Consider the following 22,067-nt stretch of genomic DNA (forward strand, 5'->3'; position numbering starts at 1 on the left):
AGCTTCCGCGACACGGCAAACCCAAACCCCAGGCGGCAGCCACTACGCCCCGGCCTTAGAACGGCTCGCGGCGTTTCAACGCGAACTTTCCCGTCATCGCTGGCGCTTCGCGCCACCTTGCCGCATGCCATGGCCCCGCCGTGGCCGAAGCTCGCATTTATGCATTCGCATGTACAGGAGGAATTGACCATGGCGAATAAGGAAGAACTGATCGAAATGGAAGGCGTCGTCGCCGAAGTGCTGCCCTCGACCAGCTTTCGCGTCACGCTGGAAAACGGCATGGAGGTTGCCGCCTACGCATCGGGCAAAATGCGCAAGCACCGCATCCGTATCCTGGCCGGCGACCGGGTCACGATGGAATTGTCCCCGTACGACCTGACCAAGGGACGCATCAGTTTCCGGCACAAGGACGGCCCGTCGCCCGTGTCCGGCAATCGCCGCCCCCTGCGCCGCAACTGACATGCTGCGGCAGGCGTTCCAGTACAAGGCCTGGGCGGACCTGCGCACCCTCGAGGCCATCGGCCGGCTGGACACCGCGCGGGCGGAATCCCTGCGCTTCGCGACGCAGCAGCTCAATCACATGATCATCGTCGAGGACCTGTTCCGGTCGCGCCTGGAAGGCGCCCCGGCGCCGCATGCCTCGACCAACACGCCGCGCCTGCCCGCGCTGGACGAACTGCGCGAACGCATCGCCCGCTCCGACGCCTGGTACGGCGCCTACGCCGCCCGGCTCGGGCCGCCCGAGGAAGACGAGACCGTTTCCTTCGTGTTCGCCGACGGCCAGCGCGGCGCGATGTCGCGCAAGGAAATGCTGTTCCACATCGTCAACCACGGCACCTATCACCGTGGCGCGATCGGCCATGCGCTCGACCTGGCCGGGGTTCCCCACCCCGCCGATACCTACACCGTCTTCATCCACGCCACCGAGCCGCAGCGCCGCCAGGCGTAAGACCGCCGTCCGGCCCCTTAGACCGGATCGAGCTTGGCCATGGCAAGCGCCAGCGTCTTGGTCCCCACCCCGCCGAAATTGACCTGGACCTGGGCATCCTGGCCGCTGCCCATCAGGCTGACGATGACGCCTTCGCCGAACTTCGGATGCGCCACGCTCTGGCCCACCTTGAAGGTGCGCCCGTTGACCTCGACCCCGGCGTCCGAGGTGCGGCGGCTGGAATAGCCTTCCGACGAGCCCACGTAGGGCGCATCCTTGGCCGGCCGCGAAAAGCCGCCGCGCTCGGAGTCCTCGCCCCAGGCGGCGCGCCCCCAGCCGCCGGCGGTATCGACCGCCTTGGCGCGGCCGTTGCGGGGCGTCAGCCACTTCAGCGATTCCTCGGGCACCTCGCTCAGGAAGCGCGACCGCATGTTGTAGCGGGTCTGGCCGTGCAGCATGCGCGTCTGCGAGAAGCTCAGGTACAGGCGCTCGCGGGCGCGCGTCACCGCCACGTACATCAACCGCCGCTCCTCCTCCAGCCCGGATTGCTCCAGGACGCTGTTCTCGTGCGGGAACAGCCCTTCCTCGAGCCCGGTGATGAAGACGGCCTCGAACTCCAGGCCCTTTGCCGCATGCACCGTCATGAGCTGGACCGCGTCCTGGCCTTCGCTCGCCTGATTGTCGCCCGCTTCCAGCGCCGCGTGCGACAGGAAGGCCGCCAGCGGGGACGGCAGCTCGACGCCGGCCTCGGGCAGGGTCTGCGCCAGCGCGCCGGCATCGGCCAGCCCATAGCCGTCCTCGGCGGCGAAAGCCGCCGCCGCATTGACCAGTTCCCTCAGGTTCTCGATGCGCTCGGCGCCTTCCTTTTCCTGCAGATAGTGCTGGATCAGGCCGCTGGCCTCGATCACGTGGTCCACGATCTCGTGCAGCGGCAGGTTCTGCGTCTCGAAGCGCATGCGGTCGATCAGGCCCGCGAACTGTGCCAGGTTGTTGCCGCCCCGGCCGGGCACCTGGCTCACCGCCGCATACAGGCTGCAATTGTGCAGGCGCGCGATGTCGGCCTGCTGCTCCAGCGTGCGGGCGCCTATGCCCCGCGCCGGGAAATTCACCACCCGCATCCAGGCCGTGTCGTCGTGCGGATTTTCCATCAGGCGCAGGTAGGCCAGCGCGTGCTTGACCTCCTGGCGTTCGAAGAAGCGCAGGCCGCCGTAGACCTTGTACGGAATGCCCGACGAGAACAGCGCATGTTCCAGCACCCGCGACTGGGCGTTGCTGCGGTACAGGATGGCGATCTCGCGGCGCAGCCGGCCCTCGCCCACCAGCGAGCGGATCTCCTCGATCACCCACTGGGCCTCCTGGGCGTCGGACAGCGCCTCGTAGACGCGGATGGGTTCGCCGTGCCCCTGGTCGGTCCACAGGTTCTTGCCCAGGCGGCCGGAGTTGTTGCGGATCAGCGTGTTGGCCGCGTCCAGGATGTGCCCGTGCGATCGGTAGTTCTGCTCGAGCCGGATGACCCGCTCGTGGGCGTATTCGCGCTCGAACTCGGCCATGTTGCCGACGTTGGCGCCGCGGAATGCGTAGATGGACTGGTCATCGTCGCCCACGGCGAACAGGGCCGCGCCGCCGCCCGCCAGCAGCTTGAGCCAGCGGTACTGGAGCCGGTTGGTGTCCTGGAACTCGTCTACCAGGATATGGCGGAAACGGTGCTGGTAGTGCTCGCGTATGGGCGCGTTGTGGGTCAGCAGCTCGTAGCAGCGCAGCAGCAGTTCGGGAAAGTCGACCACGCCCTCGCGCTGGCACTGGGCGTCGTACATGCCGTAGAGCTCCACCATCTGCCGGTTGAAGCTGTCGTAGGCCTCGACCTCGGTATGGCGCAGCCCCTCTTCCTTGGCGGCGTTGATGAAGTGCTGCAACTGGCGCGGCGGGTATTTTTCGTCATCCACGCCCGCCCCCTTCAACAGCCGCTTGATGGCCGACAACTGGTCGGCCGTGTCCAGGATCTGGAACGTCTGGGGCAGCCCGGCATCCCGGTAGTGCGCACGCAGCATCCGGTTGCACAGGCCGTGGAAGGTGCCTATCCACATGCCGCGCGTGTTGATGGGCAGCAGCGCGCTGATGCGGGTCAGCATCTCGCGCGCGGCCTTGTTCGTAAAAGTAACCGCCATCAGGCCGTGCGGGCTGACCTGGCCGGTCTGGATCAGCCAGGCCATGCGCGTGGTCAACACCCGTGTCTTGCCGCTGCCGGCGCCGGCCAGCACCAGGGCGTGGCGGGGTTCGATCGTGACGGCGGCGTGCTGGGGGGCGTTGAGATTGTCGAGCAGGGACATGGCGCGGAATGCTGGGAATGAGAGAGTGCGGCAGGCAGTCTAGCACCGCTGGCCCAGCAGAGCCCCGCCTGCTTCTATAATGAGGGGTTTAGCCGGCCGGCTGCCCTCGCGCGAGCCGGCCCAGGCCCGCGGCCATGGCGTCATCGCCGCGCCAGAATACCTTAGACCAGCCCGGAACCCATGCAGGAACGCTACGCTCCCACCGAGATCGAATCCGCTGCCCAGAAGCACTGGGAAGCGACCAACGCCTACCTGACGGTAGAACACGCGAAGAACGCCGACGGCTCGGAAAAGCCCAAGTTCTACGCCTGCTCGATGCTGCCCTACCCCAGCGGCAAGCTGCACATGGGCCACGTGCGCAACTACACGATCAACGACGCCATGTACCGGCAGTTGCGCATGAAGGGCTACAACGTCCTGATGCCCATGGGCTGGGACGCCTTCGGCATGCCGGCCGAGAACGCCGCCATCAAGTCCAAGGTGCCGCCGGCGAAGTGGACCTACGACAACATCGCCTACATGAAGAAGCAGATGAAGGCGATGGGGCTGGGCATAGACTGGTCGCGCGAAATGGCCGCCTGCGACCCGAAGTACTACAAGTGGAACCAGTGGCTGTTCCTGAAGATGCTGGAAAAGGGCATCGCCTACCGCAAGACCCAGGTGGTGAACTGGGATCCGGTGGACCAGACCGTGCTGGCCAACGAACAGGTCATCGACGGGCGCGGCTGGCGCTCGGGCGCGCTGGTGGAAAAGCGCGAGATCCCCGGCTACTACCTGCGCATCACCGACTACGCCGAGGAACTGCTGGACGAGGTCAAGAACAACCTGACCGGCTGGCCCGAGCGCGTGCGCCTGATGCAGGAGCACTGGATAGGCAAGAGCGAGGGCACGCGCTTCGCCTTCACCCACGACATCCGCGACGCCGCCGGCCAGTTGATCCAGGACGGCCGCATGTACGTGTTCACGACGCGCGCCGACACCATCATGGGCGTCACGTTCTGCGCGGTCGCGCCCGAACACCCCCTGGCCCTGCACGCCGCCGCCACCGATCCCGCCCTGGCCGCCTTCATCGAGGAATGCCGCAAGGGCGGCGTGACCGAGGCCGAGCTGGCCACGCGCGACAAGGAAGGCCTGCCGACCGGCCTGACCGTGGTGCACCCGCTCACCGGCGCAGCCGTGCCGGTCTGGGTCGGCAACTACGTGCTGATGAGCTACGGCGACGGCGCGGTCATGGGCGTTCCCGCCCATGACGAACGCGACTTCGCGTTCGCCAGGAAATACGGCCTGCCCATCAGGCAGGTCATCCAGGCCGAGGGCCAGGCCTTCTCCACCGACGCCTGGCAGGAATGGTACGGCGAGAAGCAGGTGGCCCGCACGGTGAACTCCGGCAAGTACGACGGCCTCGGCCACCAGGCCGCCGTCGACGCCATCGCGGCCGATCTCGCGGCCAAGGGCCTGGGCGAGAAGCGCACCACCTTCCGCCTGCGCGACTGGGGCGTGTCGCGCCAGCGCTACTGGGGCACGCCCATCCCCATCATCCACTGCGAGGCCTGCGGCCCCGTGCCGGTGCCCGAGAAAGATCTGCCGGTCGTGCTGCCCGAGGACCTGATCCCGGACGGCAGCGGCAACCCGCTGGCCAGGAGCGAATCGTTCCTGAAGTGCGTCTGCCCGCAGTGCGGCAAGCCCGCGCGGCGCGAGACCGACACCATGGACACGTTCGTGGACTCGTCCTGGTACTTCATGCGCTATACCTCGCCGGGCAACGACGCGGCGATGGTCGACGGGCGCAACGACTACTGGATGCCGATGGACCAGTACATCGGCGGCATCGAGCACGCCGTGCTGCACCTGCTGTACGCCCGTTTCTGGACCAAGGTCATGCGCGACATGGGCCTGGTCAAGTTCGGCGAACCCTTCGTCAAGCTGCTGACGCAGGGCATGGTGCTCAACCACATCTACTCGCGCAAGAACGAGAAGGGCGGCATCGAGTACTTCTGGCCCGACGAAGTCGAGAACATCTACGACGCCAAGGGCGCCATCGTGGGCGCCAAGCTCAAGGCCGATGGCTCGCCCGTGGACTACGGCGGCGTGGGCACGATGTCCAAGTCCAAGAACAACGGCGTCGATCCGCAATCGCTGATCGACACGCAGGGGGCCGACACGGCGCGGCTGTTCGTAATGTTCGCGAGCCCCCCCGAGCAGACGCTGGAATGGTCGGGGTCGGGCGTGGACGGCGCGCACCGCTTCCTGCGCCGCCTGTGGTCCTTCTGCCATGCGAACCGCGCACGCATCCAGGCGGCGCTGGGCCGTCCCGCCCCGGCCGACTGGTCGTCCGCCAGCCAGGCCGTCAAGCTGCTGCGCCGCGACGTCCATGCCATCCTGAAGCAGGCCGACTACGACTACCAGCGCATCCAGTACAACACCGTGGTCTCGGCCAGCATGAAGCTGCTGAACACGCTGGAAGACGCCAAGCTCGAGGGCGAGACCGGCGACGCCGCGCTGGCCGAGGGCACGCGCATCCTGCTGTCTGTGCTCTACCCCATCGTGCCGCACCTGACCTGGCAGGCCTGGCTCGACCTGGGCTACGGCCAGGCCCACGGCGACCTGCTGGACGCGCCCTGGCCCCAGCTGGACGAAGCCGCGCTGGTGACCGACGAGGTCGAGCTGATGCTGCAGGTCAACGGCAAGCTGCGCGGTTCGCTGTCGGTGCCCAGCAGCGCCGACAAGGCCGCCATCGAGGCCCTGGCCGTCGCGCACGAGGCCGTAGGCCGGTTCCTCGAGGGACGTCCGCCCAAACGCGTTATCGTTGTCCCTGGCAAACTAGTAAACGTGGTGGGCTAGAGGCTGGCTCCCCCCTACGCGCTGACGCGCGCCCCCCAGGGGGCGATGCGGGTGGACCGGCAGAGCCGGATCCACCGCATCCTGGGGAAACTCAACGGGCTTCGTTGGTGAAGTCTTGATTTGGAAACTGGCATGAAACCGTTGTCCTCTTCGTCCTCTGCTGATATGCGACGCCGTATGCTGCTGCAAGCCGCAGCAAGCGGCGGGCTGGCACTTCTGGCGGGCTGCGGCTTCGCGCTGCGGGGCACGGCCGACCTGCCCTTCTCCACGCTCTACATCGGCGCCGCCGACACCTCCGAGCTTGGCGCGCAGTTGCGCCGCTACGTGCGCAACACGACCAATACCCGCATCGTCGAGGATCCCAAGGAGGCGCAAGCCCAGTTGCAGATCCTGCAGGAAACGCGCGAGCGCAGCATCCTGTCGCTGGACGCCTCGGGCCGCGTGCGGGAATTCGAGCTGCGCTACCTGTTCGCCTTCCGCGTCCACGACGGCAAGGGCCAGGACTACATCCCGCCCACGACCATCGCGCTCAAGCGCGACCTGACCTTCAGCGACGCGAACACCCTGGCCAAGGACTCCGAAGCCAACCTGCTGTATCGCGACATGCAGAACGAAACGGTGCAGCAGGTCTTGCGCCGCATGGCCGCTGTCGAGTCGAAGCAGCCCAGTTGATGAAGAGCCCCCCCCCTACGCGCTTCGCGCGCCCCCCAGGGGGCGATGCGAGTGGACCGGCGGAGCCGGATCCACCGCATCCTGGGTCACGGCGGCGCGATCTCGCCGTCGACCTCGGTGCTCATCGGTCCGCTGGAGGCACGCCATGAGGCAATTGCGTCCCGAACAACTGATTGCCCAGCTCCAGCGGGCGGGCGAGCAGTTGGAACCGCTGTATACGGTAACCGGCGACGAGCCCCTGCTCGTGATCGAAGCCTGCGACGCCTTGCGGACGGCGGCCACCGCCGGCGGATTCACGGAACGGGAAACGGTGGTGGCGGACGCCCGCAGCGACTGGAACGCGCTGCTGAGCGCCTCGCAATCGATCTCGCTGTTCGGCGACCGCCGGCTGCTGGAATTGAAGATCCCCACCGGCAAGCCCGGCAAGACCGGCGGCGAGGTGATCGCCCGGCTGGCCGGGCAGGCGCCAAGCCAGCGGGGCGACAGCGTCACGGTCGTGATGCTGCCCAAGCTGGACAAGACGACCCGCTCGTCGGCCTGGTTCTCGGCGCTGGCGGAGCATGGCATCGTCGTGGACGTGCCCACCATCGAACGGCCCATGCTGCCCGGCTGGGTGGGAGAGCGGCTGGCGCGGCAGAAGCAGCGCGCCGGCGCCGAGGTCCTGCAATGGCTGGCCGACCGCGTCGAGGGCAACCTGCTGGCCGCGCACCAGGAAATCCTCAAGCTCGGCCTGTTGTATCCCGAAGGCACGCTGACGCTGGAGCAGGTGCAGGACGCGGTCATGAACGTGGCGCGCTATGACGTCTTCAAGCTGCGCGACGCCATGCTGGCGGGCGACGGCAAGCGCATGGTGCGCCTGATCGAAGGCCTGCGTGCCGAGGGCGAAGCCCTGCCGCTGGTGCTGTGGGCGGTGGGCGAGGAAATCCGCCTGCTGGCCCGCCTGGCCCAGGCAGGCCAGCAGGGGCAAAGCGTGCCGGCGCTGATGCGCACGCTGCGTTTCTTCGGCACGCATGAACAATTGGCCAACCAGGCACTCAAACGGCTGCCCCCCCAGGCCTGGACCGCCGCCGTCCACCACGCCCACGAGGTGGACAAGATCATCAAAGGACTGCGTGTTCCGGGGCGCCTCCCGGATCCGTGGCACGAAATCACGCGGCTGGCGCTCAGGCTCGCTGCCTGAGGCGCCCCGCCCCCAGCGATTCATACGGATGGATACCTCTACGCTCGACCAAACCATGCGCCGGATCGGCGCCAGCGCCCGCGCCGCCGCCCGGCAGGTCGCGCGCGCCGACGACCGCGCCAAGGCCGCCGCGCTGCGCGCCATGGCGGCCGGCCTGCGCGACCGCAAGGACTGGCTGCAGGCGGAAAACGCCAAGGACCTGGAAGCGGCCCGGGCGAACGGACTGGACGCGGCCCTGGTGGACCGCCTGACGCTGTCGGACAAGGCCCTGGGGCTGATGGCCGCCGGCCTGGAGCAGATCGCCGCCATGCCCGACCCCGTGGGCGAACTGACCGAGACCCGCACGCGGCCGAACGGCATGCAGGTGGCCCGCATGCGGGTCCCGCTGGGCGTCATCGCCATCGTCTACGAATCGCGCCCCAACGTCACCATCGACGCGGCCGCGCTGTGCCTGAAATCGGGCAACGCCACCATCCTGCGCGGCGGTTCCGAAGCCATCCACTCGAATACCGCGCTGGGCCGCATCGTGCGCGCGGGCCTGGAAGCCGCCGGCCTGCCCGCCGACGCCGTGCAGGTGGTCGAGACCACCGACCGGGCGGCCGTGGGCAAGCTGGCCACCATGACCGAATACGTGGACGTCATCGTTCCCCGGGGCGGCAAGGGGCTGATCAAGCGCCTGTCCGAGGAAGCGCGGGTGCCGGTCATCAAGCACCTGGACGGCATCTGCCACGTCTACGTCGACCGCGACGCCGACCTGGCCAAGGCCCACACCATCGCGTTCAACGCCAAGACCTACCGCTACGGCATCTGCGGGTCGATGGAAACCCTGCTGGTCCACGCGGGCGTGGCCGCGGCCTTCCTGCCCGCGATGGGCCAGGCGTTTGCCGCGCACGGCGTCGAGATGCGAGGCTGCGAGCGCACCCGCGCGCTGCTGCCGCAGGCCTTGCCCGCGACCGAGGAAGACTGGGACACCGAATACCTGGGTCCCATCCTGTCCGTCAAGGTAGTGGACGACCTGGACCAGGCCATCGGCCACATCGAAGCCCACGGCTCCCAGCACACCGACTCCATCGTCACCGAGAACCTGTCCGCCGCCCGCCGCTTCCAGCGCGAGGTCGATTCGAGCTCGGTCTACGTCAATCTGCCGACCTGTTTCGCCGACGGCTACGAATACGGCCTGGGTGCCGAGATCGGCATCTCGACCAACAAGCTGCACGCCCGCGGTCCGGTCGGGCTGGAAGGATTGACCACGCTGAAGTGGGTCCTGACCGGCGACGGCCAGACGCGGGGCTGACGCCTCGCGCAACACCATGCGGCGGCCAGGGCCCGACGGCCCGCCCCGCCGTCCGATCCCGCCGCCCCGGCGGCATGCATGCATCGACAAGGAAGCGCTTATGTTGTGGGTGAAAGCTTTTCACATCGTCTTCGTCGCCTCGTGGTTCGCCGGCCTGTTCTACCTGCCGCGCATCTTCGTCAACCTGGCGCAGGAAACGAACGCGGCCGCCGCCACGCGGCTGCTGGGCATGGCGCGCCGGCTGTTCCGCTTCACCACCATCCTGGCGGTGCCGGCGGTCCTGCTGGGCCTGTGGCTGTATGTGGGCTATGGTATAGGGCGCGGCCCCGGCAACGGCTGGATGCACGCCAAGCTGGCGGTGGTCATCCTGGTCATCGGCTACCACCACGCCTGTGGCAGCCTGCTGCGCAAGTTCGAGGCCGGCCGCAACGCCCGGCCCCACGTGTTCTACCGCTGGTTCAACGAGGTTCCCGTGCTGCTGCTGCTGGCCGCCACCGTCCTCGTTGTCGTCAAACCCTTCTGATTGGCCCACGTCTTGTCCGATACTCCCGAGCGCAAAAAACCGACGCTTTCCCTTCCCACCGGCACCCGCCCACGGCAATCCGGCGATCCGCAGGACACCGAGCGGCGCAGCCGGTCGGGCCCGCGCGCCCATCGCGTGGCACGGGCGGCGCTCGAAGGCGGCAAACAGCCCGCCGCTGCGGATGAGCCGAGGCAGGCTCCCGACGCGCCGCCCCGCAAGCCGCGGCCGCGACGCGACGACGAGCCTGTTGCCCGCCCGCGCGAGCGGCACGCGGGCCGCCCCGCCCCAGCCCCAGCCCCCGCGGCCGAGCCGAGGGCCGAACGGCGGCCCCGCGGCGCGCAGGCCGAGGTCTTCGCCATGTTCGCCCCCTGCCCGCAGGGCCTGGAACATGCTCTGGTCGACGAGCTGCATGCGCTGGGCTACGACGACGCCCACCCCGGCCGCGCCGGCGCCCATTTCACGGCCGACTGGAACGGCATGATGCGCGCCAATCTGGAATCGCGGCTGGCCACCCGCGTCCTGGTCCGGGTCGCGCACGGCACCGTGCGCGACGAGGACGAACTGCTGGAACTGGCCCGCGCCACCCCCTGGGAGCGCTGGTTCGGCGCCGAGCAGACCCTGCGCGTGGATACCTCGGCCGTCCGCAGCCCGATGAAAAGCCTGCAGTTCTGCAACCTGCGGGTCAAGGACGGCATCTGCGACCGCCTGCGCGAACTCGAGGGGGAACGCCCCAACATCGATACCGTGCGGCCCGATGCCCGCGTGCATGCCTTCCTGGACGAAACCAGCGCCACGCTCTACCTGGACACCTCCGGCGAATCGCTGTTCAAGCGCGGCTGGCGGCTGGACAAGGGCGAGGCGCCACTGCGCGAGAATCTGGCGGCGGGCCTCCTGGCCCTGTCCGGCTGGCCCGCCGACGTACCGCTGATCGACCCCTTCTGCGGTAGCGGTACCATCCTGATCGAGGCCGCGCTCAAGGGCCTGCGCGTGCCGCCGGGCATCTCCCGCCCGTTCGCCTTCGAGCGCCTGCGCGGCCACCAGGACCGCCGCTGGCGCGACCTGAAGGATGACGCGCGCGCCCGCATCCTGCCCGAACTGCCCATGCAACTGGCCGGCGCCGACATCGATCCGCGCGCCATCGACGCGGCGCGCGACAATGCCCACCGGGCGGGGCTGACCGAGGACGCGGTCTATTTCGAAGTGGCCGACGCGCGCGACACCTGCCCGCTGGACGAACGCGCGGGCTGGCTGGTCACCAATCCGCCCTACGGGGAACGCCTGGACCTGGAAGAAGATCGCCAGCTCTGGACCGAATGGGCCAGCACGCTCAAGCGGGAATTCGGCGGCTGGCAGTTGCACGTCATCACCAGCGACATGGAATTCCCCCGCAAGCTGCGCCTGGATCCGTTCCGGCGCACGCCCGTCTACAACGGCGCGCTGGCCTGCCGGCTGTTCGGCTTCCAGCTGGTCAAGGGCAGTTTCCGCCGCTGAACCTCAAGCTCGCCCAAACCGCCGTCGATGCGCGGTGGGCAAGTTTTCAGTACAGGTCGTGCCGGACCGAATGATCGTAGTGCGCATCGATCTGCTCGACCCGCGCATCACCGATCCCGGCCGGGTCATCGCCCAACCTGGCGAGTGAAGCCATCATCCGGCCGACCGTAGGCAGGGCCTGGCGGTCGAGCCTGGAGCCGTCCCTCCAGAGTCCCGCGCGGTTGATCGCCCTGCCACAATGCAGCAGCACTTCGTCGACCTGCACCACGGTCGCGGTCTTGGGCGTCCGTTCGCCTTCACGCAACTGGGCCAGAAGCTCTGCGGCTGTGGAAACGCGACCGCGGCCGTTGATGCGCAGGAAGATCTCCAAGCCGGGGAACAGGAACAGCATGCCGAGACGTTCGTCGCGCCGCAGATTGCGCATCGACTCGATACGATTGTTGCCCGGCCAATCGGCAAAGGCGACCGTGTGCGGATCGAGCACGTGGACAAACCCGGGCGGGCCGCCGCGGGGCGAGGCGTCCAGGCCCCGCTCGCTGCCCGTGGCAAGGCAGAAGAACGTGGCGACCCGGAGGTAGTCCACGTGAAAATCGACCAGGCGGTCCAGCACCGCCTTCTGGATCCTCTCGGAGGGCTGCGCATAGAGCGCGTCCAGATCGGGCTCGTCGGAATGGTCCGGAGGAATGTCTTGTGCGCGCATGGGCGGCCTCCTGCATGAATGGACTTCAGTGTAAGGAGACTTCGCGTGGCGGCTATAGAATGTATCGGACATTCGATAGCTTGAATCCGCCATGCCTGATCCCATCCTCCAACTGCGCCACTTTCTCGACATGTCGGAGGGGCCGGTCCTGGTCGCCGCCCAGGGCCGGCACGACGGTGACTTGGCCGCCACTCCCCACCAACATGCGCGTGGGCAGCTGTTCGGGTCGCTGCGTGGCCTGCTGTCGGTGGGCGTCGATGACGGCCTGTGGCTCGTTCCGGCAATCCACGCCGTGTGGCTGCCGCCGCATACCCCCCATTCGGGCCGGTCGCACGGGCCGTTTCATGGCTGGAGCGTCTACGTCGCCGAGCCCGCCTGCGCGAATCTGCCGCAGCACCCCTGCACCCTTCGAACCTCCGGCCTGCTGCGGGAAGCAGTACTGCGGGCATGCGCCTGGGAACCCGTGACCGCAGCGCCGCTGACCGGACCCCACGCCCACGTCGCCGCGGTGATCCTCGACGAGATCCGCAGCCTGCCGGCCGAACCCTTCGGGCTGCCGCTGCCGCGCGATCCGCGCCTGCAGCGCATAGCACGGGCGCTGATTGCCGATCCGGCCGACGATCGGGACCTCGAGCGCTGGGCGGCCTGGGCGGCCGTCAGTTCGCGCACCCTGAGCCGACGGTTCTTGGCCGAAACAGGGTTCAACTTCACGGCCTGGCGGCAGCGCGCACGCATGTTGCGTTCACTGGAGATGCTCGCGGCAGGAATATCCGTGACGGCCATCGCATTCGACCTGGGTTATTCGACGGCGAGTGCGTTCATCGGAGTTTTCAAGCGCACCTTCGGGGAAACGCCGGCCACCTATCGCGCGCGTCTCTGAGCTTTGTTTTTATCCCATTAGGTGATTCATAAACATCAAATATGAGGCTGGGCAGCAACACTTCCCGCCCTATTCATGCTGCGATGCGACAAGAGCTTGCCTTATCCTGGGGTTTCCCCTAATATAGGGTTATCACCTAGGGGATAGCACCTAGGCAACCACTGTAAAGGATACAGCCATGAAATACGTTCAAGACAGCAAGCTGACCGACACGCTCGAGCGCGAACTGATCCGTGGCGAGCTGGCCAACGAATTCGAACAGCCCCGCCCGTTCGAAACCCTGCGCGCCGCGGCCACCCAGGTCCTGAACCTGATCGCCGACCTGAAGGCGAACGCTCGCCGCTACAACATCCAGTACGTCAACGGCTGATCGCCGCCATGCGGTGCCTCGGCAAGGGCGTCCCCGCCAGCGGGAGACGCCCTTTGTTCATTGGGACAAGGCATCGGCCATGAAGAAAACGACTAACTGGGGTGGAATGACAAGGGGCGCCGAAGCGCCCCTTGTTTTTTTCATTGCACGGTAGATGTTGGCGGCGCCGCCTTGGCGGCCACCGTGTTCTCTTCCCAACCGCCACCCAGCGACTTGTACAAGCCCACCAGGTTGTTCAGGCGCTGAGTGCGCGCCTGCAACAGGCTCTGCTCGGCGGTGAACAGCGCCCGCTGCGAATCCAGCAGTTGCAGGTAGCTGTCGACCCCGTTGCGATACCGCATGTCGGACAGCTCCAGGCTGCGGCGGGACGCATCCACCAGGGTCTGCTGCGACTGGATCTGCCGGTCGTAGGTCCCCTTGGCGTCAAGCGCATCCGCCACTTCCCGGAACGCCGTCTGGATCGTCTTCTCGTATTGAGCCACCGCGATGTTCTTGCGGGCTTCGGACAGGTCGAGATTGGCCCGGTTGCGGCCGCCGTCGAAGATGGGCAGGCTGATCTGGGGCGCGAAGCTCCAGGCCAGCGAACCGCTGTCGAACAGCCCCGACAACTGGCTGCTTGCGGTGCCGAACGCGCCGGTCAGCGAAATCCTGGGGAAGAACGCGGCGCGGGCGGCGCCGATGCTGGCATTGGCGCTGCGCAATTGCTGCTCGGCCGAACGGATGTCGGGCCGGCGTTCGATCAGGTCGGACGACAGGCCCACCGGCACATCGGCCAGCAGCCCCTGCTCGCTCAAAGGCCGCGGCGCGGGCAGATCGGCGGGCAGGGGCTGGCCGATCAGCAACACGATCGCATTGGTGGCCTGCGCGCGGTTGCGCTCGGCGATGGCCTGCTCGGACAAGGCGCTCTGCACCAGCGACTCGGCCTGCTGAAGCTCCAGTTCGGACGCCGCGCCGGCGTCGTAGCGCAGCTTGATCAGGCCGTACGAATCCTGCCGGGTCTTCAAGGTGCGCTGTGCCAGCGCCAGCAGCTCGTCGCTGGAACGCTCGTTCAGGTAGGCATTGGCCAGTTGGGCCACCAGGCTGATCTGCGTGCTGCGCCGGGTTTCCTCGCTGGCCAGGTATTGCGCCAGCGCCGCCTGGCTCAGGCTGCGGACGCGGCCGAACAGGTCCAGTTCGAACGCGGTCACCCCCAGGTTGACCTGGTACTGGCTGCCTATGGTCGAGCGGCCGGAATACGACAGGTCGCCGGGCGTGCGCTGGCGCGTGCCGTTCGCGTTGGCATTGATGCCGGGGAACTGGTCGGCGCGCGTCACGCCGTACTGGGCCCGGGCCGCCTCGATGTTCAGCACCGCCACGCGCAGGTCGCGGTTGTTTTCCAGCGACAGCGCGATCAGCCGTTGCAGGCGTTCGTCGCCGAAGAACTGGCGCCAGCCGATGTCGGCCGTGGCCGGCTGCGCGCCGGCCGGCGCCGCGCCGTGGGCGGAGAAATCCGCCTCCACCGGCGCCGCCGGGCGCTCATAGGTCGGGATCAGCGAGCATCCCCCCAGCAGGGCGGCGACGGCCACCGCCACGAGTGAGTGTGCGGGTCGTTTCATATCAGTTTCCTTCATGCTTGACCGTTCCCGCCGCGCCGGCATCGCCCTTGTTCGGCTCGTCGTCATGGTGTCCCATGATATGCAGCGATTCGGGCTTGGTCTTGAACAGCCTCAGCACCACCACGAAGAACACGGGCACCAGGAACACGGCCAGCAACGTGGCGGAGATCATGCCGCCCATCACGCCGGTACCGATGGCGCGCTGCGCGCCCGAGCTGGCGCCGGTGGCGATGGCCAGCGGCAGCACGCCCAGGATGAACGCCAGCGACGTCATGATGATGGGACGGAAGCGCAGGCGCGCCGCCTCGATCGTGGCTTCGGCCAGGCCCTTGCCCTCGGCATAGAGGTCCTTGGCGAACTCCACGATCAGGATGGCGTTCTTGGCCGACAGGCCGATGATGGTGATCAGGCCCACCTTGAAGAACACGTCGTTGGGCATGCCCACCATCGTCACCGCCAGCACCGCGCCCAGGATCCCCAGCGGCACCACCAGGATCACCGAGAACGGAATGGACCAGCTTTCATACAGCGCGGCCAGCACCAGGAACACCACCAGCAGCGACAGCGTCAGCAGGATGGGCACCTGGGCGCCCGACACGCGTTCCTGCAGCGACTGGCCCGTCCACTCGTAGCCGATGCCCGGGGGCAGTTCGCGCACCAGGCGCTCCATCTCGCTCATGGCCTCGCCGGTACTGAAGCCCGGCTTGGCGTCGCCCGAGATCTTATAGGCGGGATAGCCGTTGTAGCGGATGACCTGCACCGGACCCTTGGCCCATTCGGACGAAGCGAAGGCCGAGAACGGCACCAGCCCCCCGCTCGAATTGGCGGCATACAGGCGCAGCAGGTCGTCAGGCGACATGCGGTCCCTGGCCTCGGCCTGCACGACCACGCGCTGGACGCGGCCGGCGTTGATGAAGTCGTTCACCACGGCCGAGCCCACCGACGTGGACAGCGACGAACGGATGGAATCGAACGACACACCCAGGGCATTGGCCTTCTCGCGATCGATCAGCAGGCGCAGTTCGGGCGCGTCTTCCAGACCTTCGACACGGGCGTACGCGATCACCGGGCTCTTGGCGACGGCGCCCAGCAACTGGTCGCGGGCGTCGCGCAGCGCGTTGTGGCCCAGTCCGCCCCGGTCCTGCAGGCGGAACGTGAAGCCGGTCGCGTTGCCCAGTTCGGGAATGGCCGGCGGCACGATCGAGAACACCATGGCGTCCTTGATGCGCGCGAAGAAGCTGCCGTTGGCGCGCGCGGCCTCGGCCTGCGCCGATTCGTCCGCGCCGCGCTCGGACCAGTCCTTGAGCGTGGCGAACGACAGCGCCGCGTTCTGGCCCATGCCCGAGAAGCTGAAGCCCAGGATAGTGATGATGGACTTCACCGAAGGCCGCGCGGCATAGTGCGCTTCCATCACGTCGACCGCCTCGCTGGTGCGGTTGACCGAGGCGCCCGGGGGCGTCTGGATGTCGGTGATCACGTAGCCCTGGTCTTCCGCGGGCAGGAACGAGGAAGGCAGGCGCAGGAAGGTGTAGGCCATCACCGCCAGGATGGCCGCGTAGATGACCATGTAGCGCCCGGTCTTGGCCAGCAGGCGTCCCACCCAGTTCTGGTAGCGGTCGGCGGTGCGGTTGAAGCTGCGGTTGAACCAGCCGAAGAAGCCCTTCTTCTCGTCGTGCGCGCCCTTGGGGATGGGCTTGAGCAGCGTGGCGCACAGCGCCGGCGTCAAGGACAGCGCGAGGAAGCCCGAGAACAGGATGGACGTGGCCATGGCCAGCGAGAACTGCCGGTAGATCACCCCCACCGACCCGCTCATGAAGGCCAGCGGCAGGAACACGGCCGTCAGCACCAGCGTGATGCCGATGATGGCGCCGCTGATCTGGCCCATGGCCTTGCGGGTGGCCTCCTTGGGCGGCAACCCTTCCTCGACCATGATCCGCTCGACGTTCTCCACCACCACGATGGCATCGTCCACCAGAATACCGATCACCAGCACCATGCCGAACATGGTCAGCACGTTGATCGAGAACCCGGCGATCAGCATGCACGCGAACGACCCCATCAGGCAGATCGGCACCACGATGGACGGAATCAGCGTGTAGCGGAAGTTCTGCAGGAACAGGAACATCACCAGGAACACCAGCACCATGGCCTCGACCAGGGTGTGGAGCACCTTCTCGATCGACGCCTTCACGAAGGGCGAGGTGTCGTACGGGATGTCGTACTTGTAGTCGGCGGGGAAGTAGGCCGACAGCTCGGCCATCTTGGCCTTGACGCCCTCGGCCGCCGACAGCGCGTTGGCGCCCGGCGCCAGTTGCACCGCCACGGCGGCGGTCGGCTTGCCGTTCAGGCGCGACGAGAACGCGTAGGACTCGGCGCCGACCTCGATGCGCGCGACGTCGCGCAGCCGCACCGACGAGCCGTCCGGATTCGCGCGCAGCACGATGTTGCCGAACTCCTCGGGGGTAGCCAGCTGGCCGCGCACCGAGATGGTCGCGGTGATCTGCTGGTCGGGCAGGTTGGGCTGGTCGCCGATGGCGCCCGCCGGCAACTGCACGTTCTGGCCCGCGATGGCGGCATTGACGTCGGCCGCGGACAGCTTGAAGCCCACCAGCTTGGCCGGGTCGATCCAGATGCGCATGCCCCGCTGCGAGGCGAACAACTGCGCCCGGCCCACACCCGGGATACGGCGGATTTCGCTCAGCACGTTCCGGGTCAGGTAATCGCCCAGGCCGACGGCATCGGTGGCGCCGCTTTCGGAGGACAGGGTCAGCACCAGCAGGAAGTTGGTGCTGGCCTTCTCCACCCGCAGTCCTTGCTGCAGCACGGACTGCGGCAGGCGGGACTCGACCCGCTTGATGCGGTTCTGCACATCCACCGCGGCCAGGTCGGGATCGACGCCCGGCGCGAAGGTGATGTCGATTTCGGCGCGGCCAAAGTTGCTCTGCGACTCGAAATACAGCATGCCCTGGGCGCCGTTGAGCTCGTCCTCGATCAGGCTGGTGATCGACTGCGCCACCGTTTCGGCGGACGCGCCGGGATAGGTGGCCGACACCGAGATGACCGGCGGCGCCACCGCCGGGTACTGCGACACCGGCAGGTTGGGAATGGCCAGGACACCTGCCAGGATGATGAACAGCGCGACCACCCAGGCAAAAATCGGCCTGCTAATGAAAAATTGCGACATGTCTGGTGACTCTCTTAGAGATGCTTCGGGCGGCCCGACAGGACCCGGCTCGATCTTGACGAAGCCGGGTTCGCCCTGCCTGCGTCTCGACCGGACCGGTCTTCACCGGCCCGCGTACCCGGGGCGGATTGCGCGCCGGGCACGGTACCAATCACGACTTGCTGCCTTGCTGGCCAGCCGGCTGCGCCGGCGCGGGCTCGGCCGCGGGCTTCCAGGGGACGGGCTTGACCTGCGCGCCCGGACGCACCTTCTGGAAGCCTTCGACGACGACCACGTCGTTGGGCTTCAGACCCTGGGTGACGATCCAGCGATCGCCCACCGCGGCACCGGTCTTGACCGGGCGCGGCTCGATCTTGTTCTCGGCGCCGACCACATAGACCGACGCGTCGCCGTTGGCGCCGCGCTGCACGGCCTGCTGCGGCACGGTCAGCGCCGCCTCGTCGATGCCCTGCTCGACCCGCACCCGCACGTACATCCCGGGCAGCAGGACGTTGTTCGGGTTCGGGAACTCGGCGCGCAGCGTGACCTGGCCGGTGCTCTGGTCGACCGTGACGTCCGAGAACAGCAGCTTGCCGGTCAGCGGATAGCGCGAGCCATCGTCCAGCACCAGCGACACGCGCGCTTCGTTCGGCGCGACCTGCTTGATCTTGCCGCTGTCGAAGGCCGCCCGCAGCTGGCTCAGCTGCGCCACGGACTGCGTGAAATTGGCATAGACCGGATCCAGGCGCTGGATGACCGCCAGCGGCGTGACTTCGCCCTGGCCGACCAGCGCGCCTTCCGTGACCAGCGCGCGGCCGATGCGGCCGGAAATCGGGGCCGTGACGGTGGCGTAGTCCAGGCTGAGCTTGGCGCGGTCCAGCGCGGCACGGGTGGCCGACACGGCCGCCTGCGCCTGCTTGTACGAAGCGACGGCGTTGTCGTACTCCTGCTTGCTGACCGCGTTCGCCTTCACCAGCGGCTCATAGCGTTCGGCCAGCATGCGGGCCTGGTACAGGTTGGCTTCGTCGCGCTCGAGGTTGGCCTTGGCGCTGTTGTAGTCGGCCTGGAAAGGCGCCGGGTCGATCTTGAACAGCAGTTGGCCCGCCTTGACGTCGCTGCCTTCACGGAAGGCGCGCTGCAGCACGATGCCCGCCACGCGCGCCCGGACCTCGGCGATGCGGGTCGCTTCCAGGCGCCCCGGCAATTCGTTGACGATGACTTCCTTGGTCGGGGTGATGGTGACGGTGCCGATCTCCATCGGAGGAGGCGCCCCCGCGCCCTGCTGCGCGCCACCGTTTCCTTTGCCGCAAGCCGACAGCGCGAGCAGGGTCGCCAGCGATACCGCGCCTAGCAGATAAGGTGAGCGTCTTTTGCGTTGCATAGCATTCCTCTAGGCATAGACGTCTCGGCACGGATGAAGCCGAAACGTAGTCGAAATCCCGGGATGACGAAAGCCTTGCGCGTCCGGCGGCCTGGCGCGCGCCGGGTGCGGACGGGAAGACATTGCGGACATCGTGAAGCAGGCGATTATACAAACATTCATGGATGTTTGTATAAAAAGAACGAATTTTTTTGTTTCGTCAGTTGAGCGCCAGAATATGTCAAGTGGGCATTAACCCCTGGCGTGACTAGGGCTTTTACCGACTTGCATCTCGCCCGGCGCGGCATGCGCTCCCGAGGGGAAATGCTCCCACACTTTTGCGGCCAACTGCTGAGCCTTTTGCGATTTTGCTCCACCATCGTTGCGGCATAAACAACACCCTGCCCCCTCTGCGGCCCTGCCGGCGCGCGGCCGCGCCGGACCGGATGGGTTTATAGTCTGGCCGTGCGCCCGCGCACCGCACCGCATCGAACGACAGAGGAAGCCCCATGCGTCTGGACAATGGCCGAGAAAGCAGCAACATCGAAGACCGGCGCGGCAGCGGCCCCCGCCTGGCGGGCCGCGGTTCACTGGGCATAGGCGCGGTGGTGCTGGCGCTGGTCGCCATGTACTTCGGCGTCGATCCCTCGGTAGTTCTGGACCTGGCGTCCGGCCCCGGCCAGTCGGTCCAGGAAACGTCCGGGCCCCCGCCGGCCGACGACAAACAGGCCCAGTTCGTCTCGAAGGTGCTGGCCGACACCGAGGACACCTGGAGCCAGATCTTCACCGCGTCCGGCAGCCGCTACACCGACCCCAAGCTGGTCTTGTATTCGGGCGCCACCAACACCGCCTGCGGCACCGGCCAGGCGGCCATGGGGCCGTTCTACTGCCCCGGCGATGCCCGCGTCTACCTCGACATGAGCTTTTTCGAGGAAATGCAGCGCCGCCTGAACGCCCCCGGCGACTTCGCCCGCGCCTACGTGATCGCCCACGAGATCGGACACCATGTCCAGAACCTGACGGGCACGGCCGACAAGGTCAACCGCCAGCAGCGGCGCTCCAGCCAGGTCGAGGCCAACCAGTTGTCGGTACGGATGGAACTCCAGGCCGACTGCTACGCCGGCATCTGGGCCCATCACGCCAATCGCGCCCGGCAGATCCTGGAACCCGGCGACGTCGAGGCGGCCCTGAACGCCGCCTCGGCCATCGGCGACGACCGCCTGCAGAAGGAAGCCCAGGGCTACGTGGTGCCGGACGCCTTCACGCACGGCACTTCGGCGCAGCGCGTGCGCTGGTTCAAGCGCGGGCTGGAAACCGGCAATCCCGGCAATTGCGATACGTTCTCCGCTGCGTCGCTCTGATCGCCGCGCGCCCGCCTTGCCGAAACGCGCGGGCCCCGCTTGAGCGGGGCCCGCTGCTTGCGGACCGCATAGCGGATCAGCGATAGATGTAGTCCCGCCGGAACGGATAGGCCTGGCCCGGGGGCTCGTCGAGCTGGGTTTCATCGAACACGCCCTGACGCTGGCACAGCACCTGATTCAGCGAAATCCAGCCCTGCTCGAACGCCATGGCACAGCCGGCCAGATACAGCCTGTAGGCACGGATGGACTTGGCGCCCTGCTCGCCGGGCAATATCCGGTAGGCCTCGTCCAGCTTTTCCTCCAGTCCGTCGCTCCAGGCCCACAGCGTGCGCGCGTAATGGGGCCGCAGATTCTCGACGTCGACGGCTTCCAGCCCGCCATCGCTGAGCGTCTCCAGGACCTTGCTGACGTGCACCAGCTCTCCGCCGGGGAATATGTATTTCTCGATGAAATCGCCCATGCCGCTGCCGAGCTGGGCATTGTAGGTGCCGCCGGACGTGATGCCGTGGTTCATCACCAGGCCACCCGGACGCAGGAGCCGGCGGACTTTCGAGAAATAGCCGGTCAACTGGGCGCGCCCGACATGCTCGAACATCCCGACCGATGCGATTTTGTCGAACGGCCGGGTTTCCTCCAACTGGCGGTAATCCAGCAATATCATCCGGACGCGGTTCTGGAGCCCCTTTTCCTCGATCAGGCGGTTCACGTGCGCATGCTGGTTCTTGGACAGGGTAATGCCGGTGGCGTCGACGCCGTAGTTTTCGGCCGCCCACAGCAGCAGGCCGCCCCATCCCGCGCCGATGTCCAGGAATCGCTCGCCCTCGTGCAGCCGCAGCTTGCGGCAGATATGGTCGAGCTTGGCCTCCTGGGCCTGGGCCAGCGTCATGCCGGAATCACGGTAATAGGCGCACGAATAGACGCGGCGCGGATCCTGCCACAGACCGTAGAAATCGTCGGACAGGTCGTAGTGGAACTGGATCTGCCTCGCATCGCGGTCCATGGTGTGGCGCATGACCGACGTCGCCTTGCGCCCCAGTTCCGAGAGCCAGCCGGGCTGGGAATTGTCGACCGGCGATTCGGTCAGTATGGCGGCGGCCGCCGCCATCAGGTCGCGCATGTTGCCGGTTATGTCGACCCGCCCCTCGACATAGTCCTCGCCCAACTGGCCGATGCGGCCCCGGACCAGATGGGACACGGAACGCAGGGTCTTGAGCGTGAACCCGACCTTCGGATCGCCGGCCCCCAGCCGGGTACCGTCGGGCAGTATGAGTTGAACGGGAACGGGTAATGAGGAGAGTTGACGTTCTGCCTGGGAAAAAAGTGCATTCATGTAGGGTTTTCCGTTTCCACAACCTGTCGGACCGCGACAGACGCGTTTTTTT

17 protein-coding genes are annotated in these 22,067 nt (G+C 67.3%); 11 read left to right on the forward strand and 6 right to left on the reverse strand.

Features of this window, described 5'->3' with window-relative positions; translation table 11 throughout:
- Positions 1-189 precede the first annotated feature (189 nt).
- Entirely contained in the window at positions 190-459 is a 270-nt protein-coding gene (infA, locus tag EV675_RS21935) for a translation initiation factor IF-1 (RefSeq protein ID WP_130359764.1), read from the forward strand.
- A gap of 1 nt (position 460) precedes the next feature.
- The gene (locus EV675_RS21940; protein ID WP_130359766.1) at positions 461-949 is read left to right on the forward strand and encodes a DinB family protein; all 489 of its coding nucleotides are present in this window, start codon (positions 461-463) and stop codon (positions 947-949) included.
- 17 nt (positions 950-966) lie between these two features.
- On the opposite strand, the gene EV675_RS21945 is transcribed toward EV675_RS21940, so the two are convergent.
- Positions 967-3,255: a UvrD-helicase domain-containing protein gene (locus EV675_RS21945; protein ID WP_130359768.1), complete on the reverse strand. Its 2,289-nt coding sequence runs from the start codon at positions 3,253-3,255 to the stop codon at positions 967-969.
- Between the two features lie 180 nt (positions 3,256-3,435).
- Here EV675_RS21945 and leuS point away from each other — a divergent pair, with 180 nt between their 5' ends.
- The 6 genes from leuS (at position 3,436) to EV675_RS21975 (ending at position 11,256) form a co-directional block, all read left to right on the forward strand.
- A complete protein-coding gene (leuS, locus tag EV675_RS21950; RefSeq protein WP_130359770.1) occupies positions 3,436-6,096 on the forward strand; it encodes a leucine--tRNA ligase in 2,661 nt (886 codons plus the stop codon).
- A 177-nt stretch (positions 6,097-6,273) separates the two neighbouring features.
- On the forward strand, positions 6,274-6,768 hold the full coding sequence (locus EV675_RS21955) for an LPS-assembly lipoprotein LptE (protein ID WP_130359772.1): 495 nt from the start codon (positions 6,274-6,276) through the stop codon (positions 6,766-6,768).
- A 145-nt stretch (positions 6,769-6,913) separates the two neighbouring features.
- On the forward strand, positions 6,914-7,948 hold the full coding sequence (gene holA / locus EV675_RS21960) for a DNA polymerase III subunit delta (protein WP_130359774.1): 1,035 nt from the start codon (positions 6,914-6,916) through the stop codon (positions 7,946-7,948).
- Between the two features lie 28 nt (positions 7,949-7,976).
- On the forward strand, positions 7,977-9,242 hold the full coding sequence (locus tag EV675_RS21965; RefSeq protein ID WP_130359776.1) for a glutamate-5-semialdehyde dehydrogenase: 1,266 nt from the start codon (positions 7,977-7,979) through the stop codon (positions 9,240-9,242).
- A gap of 100 nt (positions 9,243-9,342) precedes the next feature.
- Complete coding sequence (locus tag EV675_RS21970; RefSeq protein ID WP_130359778.1) at positions 9,343-9,765, forward strand: CopD family protein; 423 nt, start codon at positions 9,343-9,345, stop codon at positions 9,763-9,765.
- A gap of 12 nt (positions 9,766-9,777) precedes the next feature.
- Entirely contained in the window at positions 9,778-11,256 is a 1,479-nt protein-coding gene (locus tag EV675_RS21975; RefSeq protein ID WP_165404706.1) for a THUMP domain-containing class I SAM-dependent RNA methyltransferase, read from the forward strand.
- 46 nt (positions 11,257-11,302) lie between these two features.
- Here EV675_RS21975 and EV675_RS21980 read toward each other — a convergent pair whose 3' ends face one another.
- The gene (locus EV675_RS21980; protein WP_242621537.1) at positions 11,303-11,956 is read right to left on the reverse strand and encodes a pyridoxamine 5'-phosphate oxidase family protein; all 654 of its coding nucleotides are present in this window, start codon (positions 11,954-11,956) and stop codon (positions 11,303-11,305) included.
- 91 nt (positions 11,957-12,047) lie between these two features.
- On the opposite strand from EV675_RS21980, the gene EV675_RS21985 reads away from it, so the two are divergent.
- Positions 12,048-12,836 carry an AraC family transcriptional regulator gene (locus EV675_RS21985; RefSeq protein ID WP_130359782.1) on the forward strand — a complete coding sequence of 263 codons (789 nt, stop codon included), beginning with the start codon at positions 12,048-12,050 and terminating at the stop codon, positions 12,834-12,836.
- Between the two features lie 178 nt (positions 12,837-13,014).
- Positions 13,015-13,206, forward strand: a complete 192-nt coding sequence (locus tag EV675_RS21990; protein ID WP_130359783.1) for a hypothetical protein — start codon at positions 13,015-13,017, stop codon at positions 13,204-13,206.
- Between the two features lie 140 nt (positions 13,207-13,346).
- Here the strand turns inward: EV675_RS21990 and adeC are convergent, their stop codons facing one another.
- From adeC to EV675_RS22005, 3 genes are all read right to left on the reverse strand, one after another.
- Entirely contained in the window at positions 13,347-14,801 is a 1,455-nt protein-coding gene (gene adeC / locus EV675_RS21995) for an AdeC/AdeK/OprM family multidrug efflux complex outer membrane factor (RefSeq protein WP_130359785.1), read from the reverse strand.
- Position 14,802: 1 nt separating this feature from the next.
- Positions 14,803-17,985: an efflux RND transporter permease subunit gene (locus EV675_RS22000; protein ID WP_130359787.1), complete on the reverse strand. Its 3,183-nt coding sequence runs from the start codon at positions 17,983-17,985 to the stop codon at positions 14,803-14,805.
- Positions 17,986-18,136: 151 nt separating this feature from the next.
- Positions 18,137-19,345, reverse strand: coding sequence for an efflux RND transporter periplasmic adaptor subunit (locus tag EV675_RS22005; protein WP_130359789.1), 1,209 nt, complete (start codon positions 19,343-19,345; stop codon positions 18,137-18,139).
- Positions 19,346-19,833: 488 nt separating this feature from the next.
- On the opposite strand from EV675_RS22005, the gene ypfJ reads away from it, so the two are divergent.
- A complete protein-coding gene (ypfJ, locus tag EV675_RS22010) occupies positions 19,834-20,685 on the forward strand; it encodes a KPN_02809 family neutral zinc metallopeptidase (RefSeq protein WP_130359791.1) in 852 nt (283 codons plus the stop codon).
- 76 nt (positions 20,686-20,761) lie between these two features.
- On the opposite strand, the gene EV675_RS22015 is transcribed toward ypfJ, so the two are convergent.
- The gene (locus tag EV675_RS22015) at positions 20,762-22,015 is read right to left on the reverse strand and encodes a class I SAM-dependent methyltransferase (protein ID WP_130359793.1); all 1,254 of its coding nucleotides are present in this window, start codon (positions 22,013-22,015) and stop codon (positions 20,762-20,764) included.
- Positions 22,016-22,067 lie beyond the last annotated feature (52 nt).

The sequence above is a fragment of the Pigmentiphaga kullae genome (genome assembly GCF_004216695.1).
Taxonomy (GTDB): Bacteria; Pseudomonadota; Gammaproteobacteria; order Burkholderiales; family Burkholderiaceae_B; genus Pigmentiphaga; species Pigmentiphaga kullae.

Bases quoted from the DNA above. Each gene is read 5' to 3' on its own strand.
- infA (WP_130359764.1), top strand. From the start codon at position 190: ATGGCGAATAAGGAAGAACTGATCGAAATGGAAGGCGTCGTCGCCGAA.
- EV675_RS21940 (WP_130359766.1), top strand. From the start codon at position 461: ATGCTGCGGCAGGCGTTCCAGTACAAGGCCTGGGCGGACCTGCGCACC.
- EV675_RS21945 (WP_130359768.1), bottom strand. From the start codon at position 3,255: ATGTCCCTGCTCGACAATCTCAACGCCCCCCAGCACGCCGCCGTCACG.
- leuS (WP_130359770.1), top strand. From the start codon at position 3,436: ATGCAGGAACGCTACGCTCCCACCGAGATCGAATCCGCTGCCCAGAAG.
- EV675_RS21955 (WP_130359772.1), top strand. From the start codon at position 6,274: ATGCTGCTGCAAGCCGCAGCAAGCGGCGGGCTGGCACTTCTGGCGGGC.
- holA (WP_130359774.1), top strand. From the start codon at position 6,914: ATGAGGCAATTGCGTCCCGAACAACTGATTGCCCAGCTCCAGCGGGCG.
- EV675_RS21965 (WP_130359776.1), top strand. From the start codon at position 7,977: ATGGATACCTCTACGCTCGACCAAACCATGCGCCGGATCGGCGCCAGC.
- EV675_RS21970 (WP_130359778.1), top strand. From the start codon at position 9,343: ATGTTGTGGGTGAAAGCTTTTCACATCGTCTTCGTCGCCTCGTGGTTC.
- EV675_RS21980 (WP_242621537.1), bottom strand. From the start codon at position 11,956: ATGCGCGCACAAGACATTCCTCCGGACCATTCCGACGAGCCCGATCTG.
- EV675_RS21985 (WP_130359782.1), top strand. From the start codon at position 12,048: ATGCCTGATCCCATCCTCCAACTGCGCCACTTTCTCGACATGTCGGAG.
- EV675_RS21990 (WP_130359783.1), top strand. From the start codon at position 13,015: ATGAAATACGTTCAAGACAGCAAGCTGACCGACACGCTCGAGCGCGAA.
- adeC (WP_130359785.1), bottom strand. From the start codon at position 14,801: ATGAAACGACCCGCACACTCACTCGTGGCGGTGGCCGTCGCCGCCCTG.
- EV675_RS22000 (WP_130359787.1), bottom strand. From the start codon at position 17,985: ATGTCGCAATTTTTCATTAGCAGGCCGATTTTTGCCTGGGTGGTCGCG.
- EV675_RS22005 (WP_130359789.1), bottom strand. From the start codon at position 19,345: ATGCAACGCAAAAGACGCTCACCTTATCTGCTAGGCGCGGTATCGCTG.
- ypfJ (WP_130359791.1), top strand. From the start codon at position 19,834: ATGCGTCTGGACAATGGCCGAGAAAGCAGCAACATCGAAGACCGGCGC.
- EV675_RS22015 (WP_130359793.1), bottom strand. From the start codon at position 22,015: ATGAATGCACTTTTTTCCCAGGCAGAACGTCAACTCTCCTCATTACCC.